The sequence below is a fragment of the Varibaculum cambriense genome (genome assembly GCF_032557235.1).
Lineage (GTDB): Bacteria > Actinomycetota > Actinomycetes > Actinomycetales > Actinomycetaceae > Varibaculum > Varibaculum cambriense_C.
Window position 1 is genome coordinate 1 of record NZ_JAWGMB010000014.1, and the last position, 17,183, is coordinate 17,183.

The window sequence follows — 17,183 nt, forward strand, 5'->3', positions numbered from 1 at the left end:
CCAGTCCCATCCCGAACCTGGAAGCTAAGCTAGGCAACGCTGATGGTACTACGCCCCAACGAGCGCGGGAGAGTAAGAAACCACCACAACCACATTAAATAGGAGGCCAAACCCTTTTAGGGTTTGGCCTCCTCACTATACATTAAACATATCGAGAGCAATACTGGAAACTAACCGGGGAGATGGTTAGCAGTAAGGGCGCTAAAACTATAGATAGGACAAAGGCATGCGTATCGGGATAGTTACAGACTGCTACCCGCCTCATATGGGGGGAATCGAAACTCAGACCTACAACTTAGCGCAGCGCTTGAAAACAGCTGGCTATTTACCAGAAGTAATTACCGCCACCCGAGACGGATCCTTTGTCGGGCGTCGCATAGAAGATCAAATTCCGGTGCATCGTTTAGGTATGCCCACCCTCGGGTTTACGCCAATGAACCCCTTTGCCGGCCCACTATTTCGGGCTATTTTTCCCCGCTTCGATCTTTTACATGTACACGTGGGAGTCTTATCGCCATTCGCACACTTGGCTCTGCAGATCGCGGCAAGAAGCCAGATTCCCACTTTAGTTACCTTCCACTGTGAGCTGGCTGCTTGGGCTCCGGTTATGCGCCGCAGCGGCTTCTTCAACCGGTGGGTAGAGGCTGGAATCTTGTTTTCTGGAGTTTCTTCACTAATGAACTCCCAAATCAACCAGTTACTAGCTCCCCAAAATCGCAGGTCTTGGCCGATAACTCCTAATGGAGTAGATACTGACTTTTGGTCATCGGAAGCACCTGCCTTAGGATCCGTGCCTACCTGTGAAAATATAGACCGACTAGGCTCGCCAATAACAGCTTCTGAGGCAAATGTTGAGGCTCCTACAACTGACACTTTTCACGCAGTCAGTGCAATCCGTTTAATGCCCCGCAAACGACCACTGGCGCTCATTAATTTTACGGAAAGAGTAAACCAAATCCTGGGCAACCAAGGAAACTTACAGCTAAGAATTTTTGGGGAAGGGGCGCTGCGACCCCTGCTGCGCACCCAGCGGCAAGTTCGCGAGGGACAAGTCATTTTACCAGGCAGAGCGGATGCAGCAGGGCTATTAAATGCTTACCGCCAGGCTGATTTTTTTATAACGCTATGCCTGCATGAAAGCTTTGGGATCGCAGCCGCCGAAGCGCGCGCTAGCGGGTTACCGGTAATCGTCCGCTCGCAAAGCCCAATAACCGACTTTATTGCCGAGGGCGTAACCGGTATTGCTGCTGAAAGCGACGAGAAACTGGCGGAAAAAACCGCCACCGCCCTCGTAAATGGAAAGCTGAAGAAGCTACGAGAGAACTGCAAACGTCAGCCCAGCCCGGTCTCCTGGGAACGATGCCTCCAGGCAACGCTGACGGCCTATGAGCAGGCAATAGAGTATCGCCTAATAGTAGCTTCACGACGCAACTAACTTGATGCAAATAGGGACAAGCCCCAGCAGGATCGATATACCTCAGCGCGCTAGCACCGCGTAAAACGCGGGTTCTGAGGAAATACCTGCACGCCCTCGAGAAAAATAGAGCTACTTCCCTTCGGCCTGCTTTTTTGCTGCCATAATCCCCTCCGCACGACGCATAAAATCCGAGAGCCGACTGGCAGCTGCAACCACTGCCGGACCGTGAATCCTGCCCGGCTGGCGTCCCATGCGATCAATCGGGCCAGAAACACTTAAAGCGGCCACCACTTTACCGGAGGCTAGCCGCACTGGCGCAGAAACAGAGGCCAACCCGGGTTCGCGTTCCCCGATAGATTGCGCCCAGCCCCTCCGGCGGACTACCGACAGTTGGGTGGCGGTGAAAGAGGCTCCTTGTAAGCCGCGGTGCAAGCGGTCAGGTTCCTCCCAAGCGAGTAAAATCTGCGCAGCTGAACCAGCCTTCATGGACAGAGCCGAACCGGTGGGAGTCGAGTCACGCAGCCCCAGAGGAGATTCACAGCTAGCGACCACAATTCGCTGGTCTCCTTGGCGGCGATACATTTGCGTCGATTCTTGAGTGTGATCGCAAAGCGCTTTCAAAATTGGGCGAGCTGAAGCTAGGAGACGATCTTCCCCAGCTGCCGACGCTAGTTCCCCAATTCTGGGACCTAAAATAAAACGGCCATGTACATCTCGGGCTACGAAACGGTGGTACTCCAAAGCGACCGCTAGGCGGTGCGCAGTCGGACGCGCCAGACCGGTACTGTTCACCAGCTGAGCCAGGGTGCCGGGGCCTGCTTCTAGAGCACTTAGGACGAGAGTGGCCTTGTCGAGAACCCCGACCCCACTTCCTTCACTTTTATTGTCCATGTATTGATATTGCCATCTTACAGCGTGGAATTCCAACTACACTTGCGAAAATAGACTGCAATTTTACAAGAACGAGATCGGGGAGGCGCATATGGCTAAAACTCTAGCAGAAAAAGTTTGGGCTGCTCACGTGGTTAAACACGGCGAAAACGGGGCTCCCGACCTGCTGTATATTGACCTCCATTTGTGCCATGAGGTAACTAGTCCGCAAGCTTTCGCCGGGCTGCGGATGGCGGGACGAAAAGTACGCCGCCCTGACCTGACGATTGCGACCGAGGATCACAACACTCCCACAGTAGATATTGATCTACCGATTAAAGATCAGACCTCTGCTACCCAGATTCATACTTTGAGAGAAAATGCTAAAGAGTTTGGAATCCGGCTACATTCCCTGGGGGATGCTGACCAAGGCATCGTGCACGTAGTCGGTCCTCAGTTGGGGCTGACGCAACCGGGAATGACTATTGTTTGCGGCGACTCCCACACCTCTACTCACGGAGCTTTCGGGGCGTTAGCTTTCGGGATAGGCACTTCCCAGGTGGAGCAGGTCTTAGCCACCCAAACTTTGCCACTTAAACCCTTTAGGACTATGGCGGTAAACATTCCGGGGAAGCTGCGTCCCGGAGTTTATGCGAAAGATATTATTTTGGCGATCATCGCGAAGATCGGCACCGGGGGCGGGCAAGGCTACGTCATTGAGTATCGCGGCGAGGCCATTGAAAATCTCTCTATGGAAGGGAGGATGACCATCTGTAATATGTCGATTGAGGCGGGGGCACGCGCAGGCATGATCGCCCCTGATCAGACCACTTTTGACTATATTAAAGGACGTCCTCATGCCCCTAGTGGTGAGCAATGGGAAACCGCTACCCGCGATTGGCAAAGTTTGCGCACTGATCCAGATGCCCACTTCGACCGGGAAGTTACGATTCCTGCCGAAAATATCGAACCCTATGTAACTTGGGGAACTAACCCGGGGCAGGGGGTGCCGCTTAGTGGGAAAGTGCCTGATCCTGAGCAGTTGCGCACTGATAGTGAGCAAGATGCTGCCCGACGATCCTTAGCCTACATGGGACTAACCCCGGGCACCCCGATGCGCGAGATTAAAGTGGACACGGTTTTTATTGGTTCGTGTACCAATGGGCGTATCGAAGATTTACGCACCGTAGCCCAGGTTTGGCGCGGACGTAAGAAAGCTGAGGACGTGCGAGTACTGGTGGTACCCGGGTCTGCTAGGGTGCGGCTCCAAGCCGAGGCCGAAGGGCTGGATAAAATCTTTACCAGCTTCGGGGCGCTCTGGCGCAATGCTGGCTGCTCGATGTGTTTAGGCATGAATCCCGACAAGCTGGGGGAGGGGGAGCGTTCTGCCTCCACTTCGAACCGAAACTTTGAAGGGCGCCAAGGTAAGAACTCTCGTACCCATTTGGTGTCGCCGGCGATTGCGGCCGCCACTGCGGTGACCGGGCATTTATCAAGTCCGCGAGACTTACCGGAAGTAACCACCAGGAAAGAGGATTAAATAATGGAAAAATTTATCTCCCATACTGGTATTGCCGCGCCGCTGCGCCGGTCGAATGTTGATACCGATCAGATTATTCCGGCAGTCTACTTAAAGCGAGTGACTAAAACGGGGTTTGAGGACGGGCTTTTTGCGGCCTGGCGGCAAGATAAAGACTTCGTGCTAAATCTAGCTCCTTTCCGGAAGGCATCTATTTTGGTTGCCGGCCCGGATTTTGGTACCGGATCCAGTCGAGAACATGCAGTCTGGGCGCTGCGGGACTATGGTTTCAAAGTGGTGCTGGCGCCCAAGTTCGCCGATATTTTCCGAGGAAACTGCGAAAAAGATGGCATGGTGGCCGGGGTCATTAGCCTCGAAGACTGCCAGACTTTGTGGAAGTTGTTAGAAGAAGAACCGGGGAGTACCGTTACCGTCGACCTAGAGCGACAGAGGGTTACTTGTGGGGCTTTCTCGTGCAGTTTCCAGATCGATAGCTATACCCGCTGGCGCCTTATGGAAGGACTAGACGATATTGACCTCACCTTGCGAGATGAGGACGCTATTAGTGCTTTCGAAGCAGCGCGGCCAGAGTTTTTGCCCCGCACCCTGCCGGCGAAACATTTACCACGTCGCGAGGTAGTATCTGCGCGCGAAGTTCCCCTGGGAATCCCCCAGGTCAAGTAACTTTCGGAGCCCCTGAGTGGCGCTGGTTCCCCTAGTGAAACCTACCGGGCGTTCCCTCCCGCACTCCTGGCATTCGCTATCCGATATATTGGTGCGATTCTCCTCGCCAAAAGCGCAATTCCTGTCAGGTGTCTGCCTACAACTGCGAGGGCGGGTACACTAGGCATATTGAGGAAAGCGGAAAGGGAAATAACAGGTGGAACCGGTTCTAGAAGTGCAAGGCGGACATCCGCTTACAGGCCGTATAAAGGTACGGGGAGCAAAGAATTTTGTCCCCAAAGCGATGGTGGCGGCGCTGCTAGGCACTACCCCTTCTATTTTGAAAAATGTGCCCCTAATTCGGGATGTAGATATCGTCTGCGGTTTGCTGCAACTGCATGGGGTAAAAACCGATTACGACTCCGGTAGCGGACAGCTGCTTATCGATCCTTCTAATATAGAGGCTGCCCAGGTAGCCAGTATCGATACCTTAGCGGGATCGTCTCGAATCCCGATTCTATTTTGCGGACCGCTACTGCATCGCCTCGGCGAAGCCATCATCCCGGATCTGGGGGGATGCGTTATTGGGGATCGTCCGATAGATTTCCACTTGTCGATTTTGCGCTCTTTCGGTGCTCAGGTAGACAAACTGGAATCGGGGATCCATATCGCCGCTCCGGAGGGGCTACAGGGAGCGGTTATTGAACTGCCTTATCCTTCAGTAGGAGCCACTGAGCAGACCCTGCTAGCAGGAGTGCAAGCTGAGGGGATCACGGAGCTGCGAGGCGCCGCCATTGAACCGGAAATCATGGATCTGATCAATGTGCTGCAAAAGATGGGCGCGATCATCAGCGTAGATACTGATCGCACTATCCGGATTGAAGGGGTAGAGAATCTGGAAGGGTTTACCCACACCGCCCTGGCAGATCGGATAGAAGCTGCCTCTTGGGGGTCTGCGGCTCTGGCTACTCACGGCGATATTTTTGTCGAGGGCGCTTCTCAGCCGGAAATGATTACTTTCCTGAACATGTTTCGCAAAGTGGGGGGCGCGTTCTCGGTGGAACCTGACGGGATACGCTTCTACCATCCGGGCGGAGAACTAAAGCCGATTGTGCTAGAAACCAATGTGCATCCCGGATTCATGACTGACTGGCAACAACCCATGGTAGTGGCTCTCACCCAGGCGCAAGGCCTCTCGATTGTGCATGAAACCGTTTATGAGCAGCGTTTTGGTTTCACTAAGGCTCTAAATAAAATGGGAGCCCAAATCCAGCTGTATAGGGAGTGCCTAACCGGGCTGTCCTGCCGTTTCGGGCAAAGAAACTATTACCATTCTGCCGCTATTTCGGGGCCTACCCCGCTGCATGGCGCCGATATTACTATCCCTGATCTGCGGGGAGGGTTCTCCCATTTGATTGCGGCACTGGCGGCTGAAGGAAAATCTACAGTCAGGGGAATCGATATGATTAGCCGCGGATACGAGCATTTCCTTACTAAACTGGGCGCATTAGGTGCACAAGTCAAGCTGGAAAAGTAAGGGGTAACTATGGCCGGTAAGTTTTCTCGCTTCTATAAGTTCTGTGTGCGCGTGGCGCGTATCCCCATAGGGGCGGTTACTCGCCGGCATTGGGAGGGCGAGGAAAACCTGCCCACAGAAGGCGGGTTCGTGGCGGTAGTCAACCATATTTCTGAGTTTGACTCCATGACCATGATGCACTTTATGACCAGTGCCGGGTATCCGGTGCGGGTTCTTTGCAAAGAGGAACTCTTTAAAGTTCCGATCCTGGGTTCGATATTGCGTTCCTGTGGGCAAATCCCGGTTTATCGAGAATCAAGTCATTCTCGGGATGCGCTGTCTGCTGCCATCAAAGGATTGCAAGCCGGAGAATGTATCACGGTTTACGGAGAGGGCACCCTTACCCGCGATCCCGACTTTTGGCCAATGCGCATGAAAACTGGGGCGGCACGGATGGCGCTGCGTGCCCGGGTTCCGTTAGTTCCAGTGGTGCAGTGGGGGGCGCAAGACGTCCTGGACCGGTACGGGCGCCGCCCTAATCTGCAGGGTAAAAAGGACGTCTGGGTTAAAGCCTTGCCTGCAGTGGACCTATCGGATCTATACGACCGGGTTGACGAACCCGAAGCTTGGTATCAGGCAACTGCGAGGATCGAAGAGGTGATTTGTCGCGGCCTGGAACAGATCCGGGGAACAAAAATGCCTCACCGTCCTCTAGATCGCAAATCTGCCCAGTTGCCTTCTAAGAAACAGTTAGGGTTAGCCGCTAAGGCATGGCGAGCAGATCATCCGGGAAAGCTGGTAACCGCGCGTAGCCTCGGAGAGCTCGACCCCTATTTAGAAAATGCCTCTAAGAGCACAAACCCTTCAACGCAGGAGGATAGCCAATAATGGCGACCTCCTCGGCTCGCGCAGTCGCCGTGCTGGGCGCAGGTGCCTGGGGAACAGTGTTTGCACAGATTTTAGCGGATGCCGGTAATGAAGTACGGATCTGGGCACGGCGGCCAGAGCTAGCCGCCCAAATCAATGAGGGGGAGAATCCCCGCTACGTGCCTGGGACAACTTTGCATGGTCTTAAAGCATCCAGCGACTTGCAATGGGTATGTGAGGGCGCCGGAATGGTAGTGGTGTCTATCCCCTCTAATGGGGTACGTACTTTACTTCAGCAGGTTCGTGACTTCCTCCCTCTAAACGCCACCGTAATTTCACTGGTAAAAGGGCTGGAATCTGGCACTTTACAAACGATGACCGAAGTAATCGCGCAGGCGGGCAAGATTCACCCGTCCCGGATAGTGGCGGTGTCCGGGCCGAACCTCTCCGGAGAGATCGCCCACCACGAACCGACAGGAGCGGCGGTTGCGGGGGAAGACTCCTGGCGCGCCGGGTTAGTAGCATCGCGTATCCATACCCATTATTTCCGCCCCTACGTGGCTGAAGACATAGTAGGAGTAGAAATTGGGGGAGTGGTAAAAAACGTTATCGCCATGGCAGTAGGGGCGGCTGACGGTCTCGGGTTAGGGGTTAATTCCCGCTCTTTCCTGATTACTCGTGGCCTGGCCGAAATGGTGAGACTCGGGGTAGCTATGGGCGCAAAGTCAGATACTTTCCTGGGACTGGCCGGGCTCGGCGATCTGGTAGCTACCTGTTCGTCGTCCTCGTCACGAAACTTTTCCTTTGGTTATCGCCTGGGAAAGGGGATGAGCGTTGCCGAAGCGTTAGAGGCCTCGGCCGGTACGGTTGAGGGGGCACGATCTTGCCCGGTAGTGCGTGATTTGGCGCATAAACATGGAGTGGCGATGCCGATCAACTCGGCTGCCTATCGGGTGATTAGCGGGAAACAAAGCTTAGAAGAAGCGTTAGTATCTTTGAGTGCCGGGCCACGGGTAACTGATGGCCCCAGTGCGCGAATGGTATAGAGAGGATCGACCGTGACGCAAAATAATCAAAGTAAACCTCGGGTATTAGTACTGTTCGGGGGAGAATCTGGGGAGCATGGGATTTCTTGTGCGACTGCTGCCGGGGTAGTACAAGCCATCGACCACGACCGTTTCGAGGTAGTTACCGTCGGGATTACCCAGCAAGGTCAGTGGGTGCCGGTAGATTTCAGCTCCGAACAGTTTCAGCTATCTAATACCGGCGTAGCGGAAGTGCCTGCTGCAAATCGCCAGTTATTCCTCTCTCCCGGAGATGGACACGTGGTAAGTTTGCCCACCCAACTGGGGTCAGAGTTTTCCCTTGCTGATCTCGGTAGTTTTGACGTAGTGTTCCCGCTGCTGCATGGACCTTTCGGTGAGGATGGAACCGTACAGGGACTGCTAGAAATGATGCACCTGCCCTATGTGGGTTGCGGAGTGCTGGCATCGGCGGCCGCTATGGATAAACCCACCACCAAGGTGCTTTTGCATGAGGCGAAGTTGCCGGCAGGAAAATGGGAAACCGTGACCGCAAGGCAATGGCAACGTAACCGTTCCGAGGTAATGGAACGCATAGAGCGCCTGGGATTACCAGTTTTTGTAAAACCGGCACGGGCAGGCTCTTCCCTGGGGATCACCAAGGTTAGTGTTGCTGCTGACTTGGAAGCAGCTATCACCAAGGCACAAGCGGTGGATCCGCGGGTGATCGTGGAGCAAGAACTAACCGGTTTCGAGGTGGAATGTGCGGTGCTGCAGGTAGCAGATGGGCATCCTCGTACCAGCGAACCGGGACGTATCGCTATGGATGATGATGTGCCATTTTATGACTATGAGACCAAATATTTCGGGGAAGATACCGTCAGTTTAGAGATACCGGCGAAAATACCCGCGCATTTGGCTACGAAAGTACGACAGATAGCGGGAGAAGCCTTTGAAGTACTCGGGTGTGAAGGCCTGGCGCGAGTGGACTTTTTTGTGGATCCTGAAAAAGAATCGGTAGTAATCAACGAAGTTAACACCATGCCCGGGTTTACCCCATTTTCTATGTATCCTAAGCTGTGGGAACACATGGGAATTGGGTATTCCCAGTTGATGGAAGAACTGATTTCTTTAGCATTATCACGTCCAGTGGGATTGAGATAAGTTATTTCAAAAGAATAGGGATCATTTCTTAGGATAATGACGAGCAGAACAATTAGGGTTGGAGATATGGCGAAAAAACGCGTTACCTTAGTAACTTGTGCGCAGTATCCGGATCTATCCGAGGACGAGGCTGGGCTAGTTGACGAATTGAACTCGCGGGGAGTCGATGCTCGGATCGCGATCTGGAATGATCCCCACGTGGATTGGGAAGAAGCGGGGGTGTGTGTAATCCGCACCGTGAGGGATTACGCCACTAACCGCGAAGAATTTGTGCAGTGGGCGCACCAGGTTCCGCGTTTGTTAAATCCGGCGGATGTGACTGAGTGGGCCACCGATAAACACTACTTGCTCAATCTGCAAGAGCAAGGGGTGCCCGTGATCCCTACTACCTGGTTAGAGCCAGAACAGCATCTAAATAAACACCAGGTACATACCAGATTCCCCGCCTATGGGGAGTTCGTAGTCAAACCGGCAGTCTCTTCCGGGGGCAGGGAAATGGGTCGTTATGATGCCAATAACGGAATGGCACGAATGGCGGCAGTAACTCACGCCAATCGTCTCCTACAAGAGGGACGCTCGGTGATGGTGCAGCGTTACCTATCAGAAGTTGATGAGCACGGTGAATACTCTTTGGTTTATATGAACGGGGTGTTATCGCACTCGGTCGAAAAGGCCGCGATGCTCACCAACCCCAATACCACTGAGATACAGGCGCAAGAAACTGTTACCGGTAACCGGCAGCCAAATTCCGAAGAGTGGATTTTTGGAGAAAAGGTACGTTCGGCGATTCATCGCATGATTAAACAGCGCCTGGGACACGATCAGCATCTACTGTTCTTGCGGATTGACATTGTTCCTGATGGGAAAGGATCCTATTACCTGATGGAAGTTTCCCCGGTAGACGGTTCATTGTATCTACGTACTCGCGAGGACGGGATCGGTACTTTCGCGGACGCAATTTGCAATCGCGTTTTCTGGTAAACGTAGATTCTTACCTGCACGGATAGTAGGTGTGAGCGGATACATAGCCCGCAAGTGTCGCAATAATTTCACCTGAAGCCCCCGGTTAGATAAAGTGGGTATTCGTCGCTAAGCGATAAATGGTGGCTGTAGTTCAGTTGGTAGAACGCCTGGTTGTGGTCCAGGAGGTCGCGGGTTCGAGCCCCGTCAGCCACCCCATACGGCAGCTGTCCTGCAGTTTGCCGCATAGGCGGTTCAAATGATTCCTTGAACTTGCGGTGGCAGATAACACACTGCCTGGACAGGGATTTTGTTTGAAAATTGCCGCTGGTATCGACTACCCTGGTTAGTCGGTGCTGGTTGTTTGGAAGGCCGGCTAGGTTCGGTTTTCCGGACACAAGAAAATGTACGTGACTAAGGAAATGAGCAGCAAAGTGGTCTACGCGATCGTCAAGGCGGGCGGCCGTCAAGAAAAGGTCTCCGTCGGGGATGTAGTCGTCGTCGACAAGCTGGCAGCAGAGGTTGGCGACACCGTCGATTTCAAGCCAGTGATGGTAGTTGACGGTGACCAAGTCACCTCCGACGCCGCTGATCTAGAGAAAATCAAGGTAACGGCTGAGGTCTTAGAACAGACAAAAGGACCGAAGATTCGGATTCTGAAGTTCAAGAACAAGACCGGATACACTCGCCGCATGGGCCACCGCGCCAAGCTGACCCAGGTGAAGATCACTAAGATCGCCTAACCTCAGGCAAGAAAGGAAAAGAAAATGGCACATAAGAAAGGGCTAGGTTCCTCTTCTAACGGCCGTGACTCTAACCCGCAGTACCTGGGGATCAAGCGTTACGGTGGAGAAAGCGTCAACGCCGGGGAGATCCTGGTTCGTCAGCGGGGAAGCAAGTATCACCCCGGGACTAACGTGGGAATGGGCAAGGATGACACTCTCTTTGCTTTGGCCGCCGGATCTGTTGAGTTCGGTCGCAAGCGCGGCCGTAAAGTCGTAAACGTGGTTTCGGCTTAAAGCAAAGCAAATACTTTTCATAGGTAGCGGGGTCGGGTGGCGACCCCGCTACACTTGTATAGTGACCAACGGGCGGTTGCTAGTGATTTTTCCGCCTCACCTCTAAGGAGTAAGCATGGCCAGTTTTGTTGATCGAGTAAAAATCGATGTGACTGCCGGTAATGGCGGTAATGGCTGTGTCAGTGTTAGGCGCGAAAAATATAAACCGCTGGGCGGCCCCGATGGGGGCGATGGGGGACGCGGCGGCAGCGTGTTCTTAGAGGTAGATCCCCAGTCGCATACCCTGCTCGATTACCACCATTTGCCGCATCGCAAAGCCACTAACGGCACTCCCGGGATGGGAGACAATCGGGAGGGCGCGAATGGTGAAGATCTGGTACTGCCGGTTCCTGCCGGAACGGTAGTTAAATCTGTAGCTGGCGAGATTCTGGCGGATCTACAAGGGGCCGGCTCACGCTTGGAGGTTGCGCGCGGGGGAACTGGCGGTAAAGGTAACGCTGCGTTGGCTACTCGCAAGCGTAAAGCCCCCGGATTTGCGCTTTTGGGGGAAGAGGGCGAATCGCGCGTCCTGATTTTAGAATTAAAATCGGTGGCGGATGTGGGGCTGGTAGGGTTCCCGTCCTCCGGTAAATCTTCCCTGATTGGAGCTATTTCGGAGGCGAAGCCGAAGATTGCGGATTATCCGTTCACTACTTTGGTACCAAACTTGGGGGTGGTTCAGGCCGGAGACGAACGTTTCACAGTGGCAGATGTTCCCGGTCTGATACCGGGAGCCTCTCAGGGGAAAGGGCTGGGGCTGGACTTCCTCCGCCATATTGAGCGTTGTGCAGTGATTGCGCACGTGGTGGACTGTGCGAACATGGAGTCTGAGCGTAACCCGGTTGATGATATTAAAGCTTTAGAAGCCGAATTGGCGGCTTATGAAAGCGACCTGGACGAAGTTTCGGGATATGTGCCTTTGGGGGAGCGTCCTCGAGTAATTATTCTGAATAAGATGGACATTCCCGATGCCGCAGACATGGCGAAACTACAAGCAGAACAATTAGCCAAATTTGGTTGGCCCATGTATGCCGTTTCCGCGGTCACCGGTCGCGGTCTGGATGCTTTAGTGTTTGCCTTGGCAGAAATGGTATTGCGACTGCGTAAAACTGATCCGGAACGCGAAGTCCAGCCGCTACAGGTGTTGCGACCGCAGGCCGTGGGGGATTCCAGTTTTACGGTTACGAAGCAAAAAACTGGGCAAGGACTGGTTTATCAGGTGAGGGGAGAAAAACCCGAACGTTGGGTTAAGCAGACTGATTTTGCTAATGATGAGGCGATCGGCTTCCTGGCAGACCGACTCTACAACTTAGGGGTGGAAGCAGAGCTACTCCAATCTGGCGCCCAGAGCGGAGATACCGTGGTGATCGGCGAGATGGAAGGCGGAGTGATCTTCGACTTTGAACCTTTGCAATCGGCCGGTGCCGAACTGCTGGGTGCTCGTGGGCAAGATTTACGTTTAGGGGGATCGACGCGGCGTACTAACCAGGAGCGGCGCGAGCAATATTATCAGATGATGGATGGGAAAGAAGCAGCTCGTCAGAATTTGCGGCGGGAAGCTGAACAGGGGTTGTGGACGGATCCCTCTACGGACTAGCTGATTAGCGAGTCGAGATAGTCGTTTTGTCGACAAAACATTTACTTCAGTCACGAAGAACGGTAAAGGATATTAGGACTCGCTCACCTTTGGTAGGATTGAAGCTACCGGTCTAGCAGAAAAGCTGGCAAGAAGGGGTATTTAATGGCGGTAGGCATTGGCGTCACTGGCAGGCGTATCGGGGTGATGGGGGGTACCTTCGACCCGATTCATCATGGCCACTTGGTGGCGGCATCTGAAGTGCAGCACCGCTACGGCCTCGATGAAGTCATTTTCGTGCCGACAGCTACCCAGCCGTTTAAGAAGGGACGACGGGTTACTGTGCCAGAGCATCGCTATTTGATGACCTCCATCGCTACCGCCTCCAATCCGCGTTTTACCGTTTCTCGCGTGGATATTGAACGCGGCGAAACTACTTACACGGTAGACACCTTGCGGGATTTAAAGCGGGAACGTCCTGGTTGTGACCTCTTTTTTATTACTGGGGCAGATGCTTTGCGCCAAATCATGGATTGGAAAAACGCGGACGAACTGTTCCAATTAGCGCGATTTGTAGGGGTAACCCGCCCCGGTCACCGCTGGGGTAACACCGAAAAACTACCTGCCGAGCGGGTGTCTTTGTTAGAGGTACCTGCCATGGCTATTTCTTCGACCGATATCCGCCAGCGGGTGGTATCCGAGGCTCCGATCTGGTACTTGACTCCAGATGGGGTTGTGCAATACATCGCGAAATATGGTCTTTATCGGGAGGATAACCACTAATGAGCGAAACAGACTTTCCGAATCGCCCTGAGGGGCAGGCGTATTCGCCGATTTCTAAGTACGGCCAGATTTCTATTGCGGAACAGTTAGCTCGCCTGGAGGAGATCCGCACCGGAGGACGACGTCCAACTTATCGCCCCCAGCCGACTTCGCAAGAATCCCAATGGGGACAGATCCAAGAAGGATTTAGCCAGGTTGAGGGGGATATTTCTTGGCAACTACGCCAGGAAGCATTGGCCGCTGAGCAGCAAACGCATCGTAATCTTAGCCCGGAACAAGATGGTCGCAGTTGGGTACAGGAGTATCGAGAAAAACAGCAGATGCGTAAAGTCGCGCGAGAAGCGCGTGAAAAGGCGGAGGCTGATTTACAGCGGCTACTCAAGGAACGGGAGGAAGCTCAGGCATATGCCCGAGAACAGGAACGTTTGGCGGATCAGGCTGCGGAACGTTTGCGTCAGTTAGAGGATGCTGAGCAGGAGGCTTTGCGTACTGCCGCCCGTCAGCAACAACGCCGGGAACAGCAAGTTTTAAACACGCAGGTCGCGGCAGAAAAATCTGAAGCCGAAAAAATGGCGGAGCTGTTGGCTTCGTTCCAAAATCTACAGGCAGCAGCTGCCCAGCAACCAGCAGGCGCTCCTACTGCTCCGGATGATTCCAGGTCGCAGGCAGCAGAGGCGAGGCCTCGAGAGGCGCAGCCGGTTCCGCAAGTACCGTTACAGTCGTCGCCGCGAGAATCGCTAACCGAACCGCGCCCTCGCGCTGTTCCGCAGGAGCCGGCAGCGCCGCTCGCGCCAACTCCGCAACCGGAAGCCCCCCGGCAAGCCCCTGCAGTTGGGGCGAAGATACAGGCGGGGGTAGCTGCTGCTTCAGGACCTTCAGGGGAGCGACATCCGCAGGCTCCTTCACGTATTTTTGCAGATGCCCCCGGCAGCTCCGGTAAATCGGTTTATTCCCCAGCAAATGCCGATGCGGGTTTTTCTGGCACCACCCCAGGGGCGGAGGCGCCTCTTGATGCCGATACTACCCAGCCCGTGAGAGTAAGTCCGATTGACGCTCTAGCTGATAAGGCTGACGACCGAGCACTTGCAGACAGTTTAGCTTTTGCAGCTACCAGCAAGAATCTTTCGGCAACTAGGTCAGCTCCGGCTCCGACTTCGGCGCGAGCTCCGCAGCTGCCGGCACACCTGCCGGCTAATACTGCCCCGGCGCCCTCGACCCTTGCTTCTTCCCAGGCTAGAGGACAGGCGGAGGCCGTGCGGCCGCAGGTAGCAGCTCCGATGGCTCCGGCTCCGCAAGTGCCGAGCGCGCCGGCCGCTACTAGCATGCAGACTACCCCGCAAACCGCTGCACGGGGATTAGCACCTGAGGGGGCTAACTTATCTCCGTTAAATATAGCTGCCGGTGAAGCCGGTTCCGCAACCGAGCTATTCCAGCAGGCCTTGGCGCAAAGTAAAATGGGGGTAACCAAACCGGCCGCAGCCTCTTCCGCAGCTCGCTCTTTAGCGGGGAGTACCGCCAGTCAGGTATCTGTGCGTCCAGCTCCCGCGCCCCCGGCCTCTAAGGCAGGGCAGCGCCAAGTTTCAGCTTTTCCCGCTGCTACTCAGGTCGAACCGCAAGTTTCGCAGGTGCAGGCCGCTCCCGCTCCTGCGCCCAGCACGCAGACTGCCTCTCCAGCTCCCACTGTTCCCGCTCCGGCTAACGTGGCGCTGCCCCAGCCTACTTCGATGCAGCCAGGGGCAGTGCCTCAGACAATAAGTGCCGCGCAGCCGGTGGTAACGCCTCCGGCAGCAAAGCCTGCGCAGCCAGCGCCTACGCAAACTACAGGGGCTGTACCAGGGGCGACTGTAGTATCGTCAGACAATGCGCAGCCACTGTCGCCGGTTGTTGCCGCACCAGCTGCGACACCAGCTGCGGTACCAGTTGCTCCAGCTGCTGCAGCCCCTGCCGTTAGTGCCGCAAGTCCGCTGACGGCTCCGGCTTCGGTTGCTAGCCCGACAGCGGCGCCAGTAACCGAATCCTCGGAAGCTAAACCGAGCGATGCTTCGCCCGTTTCCGCCGAAAGCGAGCCTCCACAAGAAGAGAAAACCCGGTGGTGGCAGCGGAAACGGAAAGCAAAAAAAGCTGAAGCCCCGGAGCAGGAAGACACTCGCGCCGGGGCGTGGCAAGAATCCGCTGACGAGGAGGGCGAGGAAGAGCCGCTAACGTTTATCCAAACGTTCTTGCGTTGGGTGCTTAGGCTATCTATCTTGCTGATTATTGCTTTGGGAATGGTGCTTACTATGGATCGACCAGTGATTTCTCAAACGATGGGGCAGGATATCTTCCAAGCCGGTATCGTAGACAATGTAACCGTTACTCAAATATAGGAGTTCTTCTTGGTCGAAAAGCTTGACCCTCATCAATTAGCTGAGATCGCTGCCCAGGCAGCTGCCAGTAAACTGGCGACTGATGTGGTGGCGATTGATGTTCACGAGCAAACTATTATCACGGATATTTTCGTGATTTGTTCGGCTGATAATCCTCGCCAAGCGCGTGCGATTATGAATGAAATTGATCATGCCTGCCATGATGCGGGCGCTGATCCGACCACTATTGAGGGTAATGATGAATTCCGGTGGGTACTCATGGAGTTACCGGGAGTAATCGTGCATATTTTCCTCGCTGAAGAGCGTGAATATTATGGGCTGGAGCGGTTGTGGAATGACTGTCCACGCATCGAATTACCCGATTTGGAGGAAGCAGCCCAGGCGGAACAGTCTCAGATAGTTGCGCAAGGGGCGCGTCAGGATGCTGCGAGTTTGATTGTAGGACTAGATTAGGCAACTCATGGCGAAGAAGATTGTCCTTTGGCGACACGGTCAAACTGACTATAACCTGCAGGGACGGGTGCAAGGTCAGGTGGATATCCCTCTTAATCAGGCGGGGATAGCCCAGGCAGCGGCGGCCGCGGAAGAGCTAGTTAAGCTCAAGCCTGAGCGGATTGTGTGTTCTGATTTACAACGTGCTCAGGATACTGGGCAGGCTCTGGCTGATCTTTTGGGCGACAGCGCCCAGTTCCTGGTTGACGAGCGTCTGCGTGAACGTGCGTTTGGCGATTTTGAGGGTCTGTCGGTGAAAGAACTGCAAGATCGTTTTGCGGCACGCTATGAAGAATGGCGGGGAACCGGGGAATGTCCCCTGGCGGGTGTAGAGTCGCGCGGTGAAGTCGGGTCGCGGGTTGCCAAATGCGTTAGTGACCATTTTGCTGAGGTAGAGGGCGTCTTAGTGGTGGTTTCTCATGGTTCAGCTTTGACGCAGGGATTGGTGAAAATTCTGGGTTTAGATCCTTTAGCCTGGCAGGGACTACGAGGGTTAGATAATTGCCACTGGTCCACGGTGATTCCTTACTCGCGTAAACCCGGATGGCGTCTGGTTTCACACAATATTGGAGCCCCCGAGGTTCCCGGTTCAGCCCTACCTTCCTTGGCTTAGGGTGTGTGGCAGGGTGTGAGCTGTGGGAATAACGACTATGTCGGAATACACAGACGGGCGATTTGAAGTAAAGGCTCACTGTTAGTTAAAGTTATTTGGTGCCTACCGAGCAGGCTTGTGAAGGTAGGACATAGCTTTCGGGGCTATAGCGCAGTTGGTAGCGCGCTTCCATGGCATGGAAGAGGTCGCGGGTTCGATTCCCGCTAGCTCCACGAGTAGCCCCGATCAACTTCGCGTTGGTCGGGGCTTTTACTTGTTTTATCCTCTTTGTCCTGCGCTAATAGGTCGCTGGCAGAC

16 protein-coding genes and 2 tRNA genes are annotated in these 17,183 nt (G+C 54.5%); 17 read left to right on the top strand and 1 reads right to left on the bottom strand.

Translation table 11 applies throughout. The features are described 5' to 3' along the window. Nucleotides 1–226 precede the first annotated feature (226 nt). Nucleotides 227–1,435, top strand: coding sequence for a glycosyltransferase family 4 protein (locus E6072_RS08535; protein WP_316695091.1), 1,209 nt, complete (start codon nt 227–229; stop codon nt 1,433–1,435). Between the two features lie 111 nt (nt 1,436–1,546). Here the strand turns inward: E6072_RS08535 and E6072_RS08540 are convergent, their stop codons facing one another. Next, nucleotides 1,547–2,308, bottom strand: coding sequence for an IclR family transcriptional regulator (locus E6072_RS08540; RefSeq protein ID WP_060919933.1), 762 nt, complete (start codon nt 2,306–2,308; stop codon nt 1,547–1,549). Between the two features lie 91 nt (nt 2,309–2,399). Between E6072_RS08540 and leuC the strand changes: the two genes are divergently transcribed. The 16 genes from leuC to E6072_RS08620 all read left to right on the top strand — a co-directional run bounded on the left by leuC (nt 2,400) and on the right by E6072_RS08620 (nt 17,098). Further along, entirely contained in the window at nt 2,400–3,827 is a 1,428-nt protein-coding gene (gene leuC, locus E6072_RS08545) for a 3-isopropylmalate dehydratase large subunit (RefSeq protein WP_316695094.1), read from the top strand. Nucleotides 3,828–3,830: 3 nt separating this feature from the next. Beyond that, nucleotides 3,831–4,490, top strand: a complete 660-nt coding sequence (gene leuD, locus E6072_RS08550) for a 3-isopropylmalate dehydratase small subunit (protein ID WP_316695095.1) — start codon at nt 3,831–3,833, stop codon at nt 4,488–4,490. Nucleotides 4,491–4,686: 196 nt separating this feature from the next. Beyond that, nucleotides 4,687–6,006 carry a UDP-N-acetylglucosamine 1-carboxyvinyltransferase gene (gene murA, locus E6072_RS08555; protein ID WP_316695096.1) on the top strand — a complete coding sequence of 440 codons (1,320 nt, stop codon included), beginning with the start codon at nt 4,687–4,689 and terminating at the stop codon, nt 6,004–6,006. A gap of 9 nt (nt 6,007–6,015) precedes the next feature. After that, complete coding sequence (locus tag E6072_RS08560; protein ID WP_316695097.1) at nt 6,016–6,873, top strand: lysophospholipid acyltransferase family protein; 858 nt, start codon at nt 6,016–6,018, stop codon at nt 6,871–6,873. Further along, complete coding sequence (locus tag E6072_RS08565) at nt 6,873–7,898, top strand: NAD(P)H-dependent glycerol-3-phosphate dehydrogenase (RefSeq protein ID WP_316695098.1); 1,026 nt, start codon at nt 6,873–6,875, stop codon at nt 7,896–7,898. Before E6072_RS08560 ends, E6072_RS08565 begins: the two co-directional genes overlap by 1 nt. 12 nt (nt 7,899–7,910) lie before the next feature. Further along, entirely contained in the window at nt 7,911–9,038 is a 1,128-nt protein-coding gene (locus E6072_RS08570; RefSeq protein WP_316695099.1) for a D-alanine--D-alanine ligase family protein, read from the top strand. Nucleotides 9,039–9,104: 66 nt separating this feature from the next. After that, nucleotides 9,105–10,019, top strand: a complete 915-nt coding sequence (locus E6072_RS08575; protein WP_316695101.1) for a glutathione synthetase — start codon at nt 9,105–9,107, stop codon at nt 10,017–10,019. 122 nt (nt 10,020–10,141) lie between these two features. Next, nucleotides 10,142–10,217, top strand: a tRNA-His gene (locus E6072_RS08580). Nucleotides 10,218–10,420: 203 nt separating this feature from the next. Continuing rightward, complete coding sequence (rplU, locus tag E6072_RS08585; protein ID WP_040765508.1) at nt 10,421–10,741, top strand: 50S ribosomal protein L21; 321 nt, start codon at nt 10,421–10,423, stop codon at nt 10,739–10,741. Nucleotides 10,742–10,765: 24 nt separating this feature from the next. Next, the gene (gene rpmA, locus E6072_RS08590; protein WP_122820018.1) at nt 10,766–11,017 is read left to right on the top strand and encodes a 50S ribosomal protein L27; all 252 of its coding nucleotides are present in this window, start codon (nt 10,766–10,768) and stop codon (nt 11,015–11,017) included. A gap of 115 nt (nt 11,018–11,132) precedes the next feature. After that, nucleotides 11,133–12,653: a GTPase ObgE gene (gene obgE, locus E6072_RS08595; RefSeq protein WP_316695102.1), complete on the top strand. Its 1,521-nt coding sequence runs from the start codon at nt 11,133–11,135 to the stop codon at nt 12,651–12,653. Between the two features lie 144 nt (nt 12,654–12,797). Beyond that, nucleotides 12,798–13,415, top strand: a complete 618-nt coding sequence (gene nadD, locus E6072_RS08600) for a nicotinate-nucleotide adenylyltransferase (RefSeq protein WP_316087230.1) — start codon at nt 12,798–12,800, stop codon at nt 13,413–13,415. Further along, nucleotides 13,415–15,781: a hypothetical protein gene (locus E6072_RS08605; RefSeq protein ID WP_316695105.1), complete on the top strand. Its 2,367-nt coding sequence runs from the start codon at nt 13,415–13,417 to the stop codon at nt 15,779–15,781. Before nadD ends, E6072_RS08605 begins: the two co-directional genes overlap by 1 nt. A gap of 9 nt (nt 15,782–15,790) precedes the next feature. Beyond that, nucleotides 15,791–16,234: a ribosome silencing factor gene (gene rsfS / locus E6072_RS08610; protein ID WP_316695106.1), complete on the top strand. Its 444-nt coding sequence runs from the start codon at nt 15,791–15,793 to the stop codon at nt 16,232–16,234. 7 nt (nt 16,235–16,241) lie between these two features. Continuing rightward, nucleotides 16,242–16,886, top strand: coding sequence for a histidine phosphatase family protein (locus tag E6072_RS08615; RefSeq protein ID WP_316695107.1), 645 nt, complete (start codon nt 16,242–16,244; stop codon nt 16,884–16,886). A 139-nt stretch (nt 16,887–17,025) separates the two neighbouring features. Then, nucleotides 17,026–17,098, top strand: a tRNA-Ala gene (locus tag E6072_RS08620). Nucleotides 17,099–17,183: the final 85 nt, after the last annotated feature.

Excerpts from the sequence above, each read along its gene's own strand:
- E6072_RS08535 (WP_316695091.1), top strand. The coding sequence starts at position 227 with ATGCGTATCGGGATAGTTACAGACTGCTACCCGCCTCATATGGGGGGA.
- E6072_RS08540 (WP_060919933.1), bottom strand. The coding sequence starts at position 2,308 with ATGGACAATAAAAGTGAAGGAAGTGGGGTCGGGGTTCTCGACAAGGCC.
- leuC (WP_316695094.1), top strand. The coding sequence starts at position 2,400 with ATGGCTAAAACTCTAGCAGAAAAAGTTTGGGCTGCTCACGTGGTTAAA.
- leuD (WP_316695095.1), top strand. The coding sequence starts at position 3,831 with ATGGAAAAATTTATCTCCCATACTGGTATTGCCGCGCCGCTGCGCCGG.
- E6072_RS08560 (WP_316695097.1), top strand. The coding sequence starts at position 6,016 with ATGGCCGGTAAGTTTTCTCGCTTCTATAAGTTCTGTGTGCGCGTGGCG.
- E6072_RS08565 (WP_316695098.1), top strand. The coding sequence starts at position 6,873 with ATGGCGACCTCCTCGGCTCGCGCAGTCGCCGTGCTGGGCGCAGGTGCC.
- E6072_RS08575 (WP_316695101.1), top strand. The coding sequence starts at position 9,105 with ATGGCGAAAAAACGCGTTACCTTAGTAACTTGTGCGCAGTATCCGGAT.
- rplU (WP_040765508.1), top strand. The coding sequence starts at position 10,421 with ATGAGCAGCAAAGTGGTCTACGCGATCGTCAAGGCGGGCGGCCGTCAA.
- rpmA (WP_122820018.1), top strand. The coding sequence starts at position 10,766 with ATGGCACATAAGAAAGGGCTAGGTTCCTCTTCTAACGGCCGTGACTCT.
- obgE (WP_316695102.1), top strand. The coding sequence starts at position 11,133 with ATGGCCAGTTTTGTTGATCGAGTAAAAATCGATGTGACTGCCGGTAAT.
- nadD (WP_316087230.1), top strand. The coding sequence starts at position 12,798 with ATGGCGGTAGGCATTGGCGTCACTGGCAGGCGTATCGGGGTGATGGGG.
- E6072_RS08605 (WP_316695105.1), top strand. The coding sequence starts at position 13,415 with ATGAGCGAAACAGACTTTCCGAATCGCCCTGAGGGGCAGGCGTATTCG.
- E6072_RS08615 (WP_316695107.1), top strand. The coding sequence starts at position 16,242 with ATGGCGAAGAAGATTGTCCTTTGGCGACACGGTCAAACTGACTATAAC.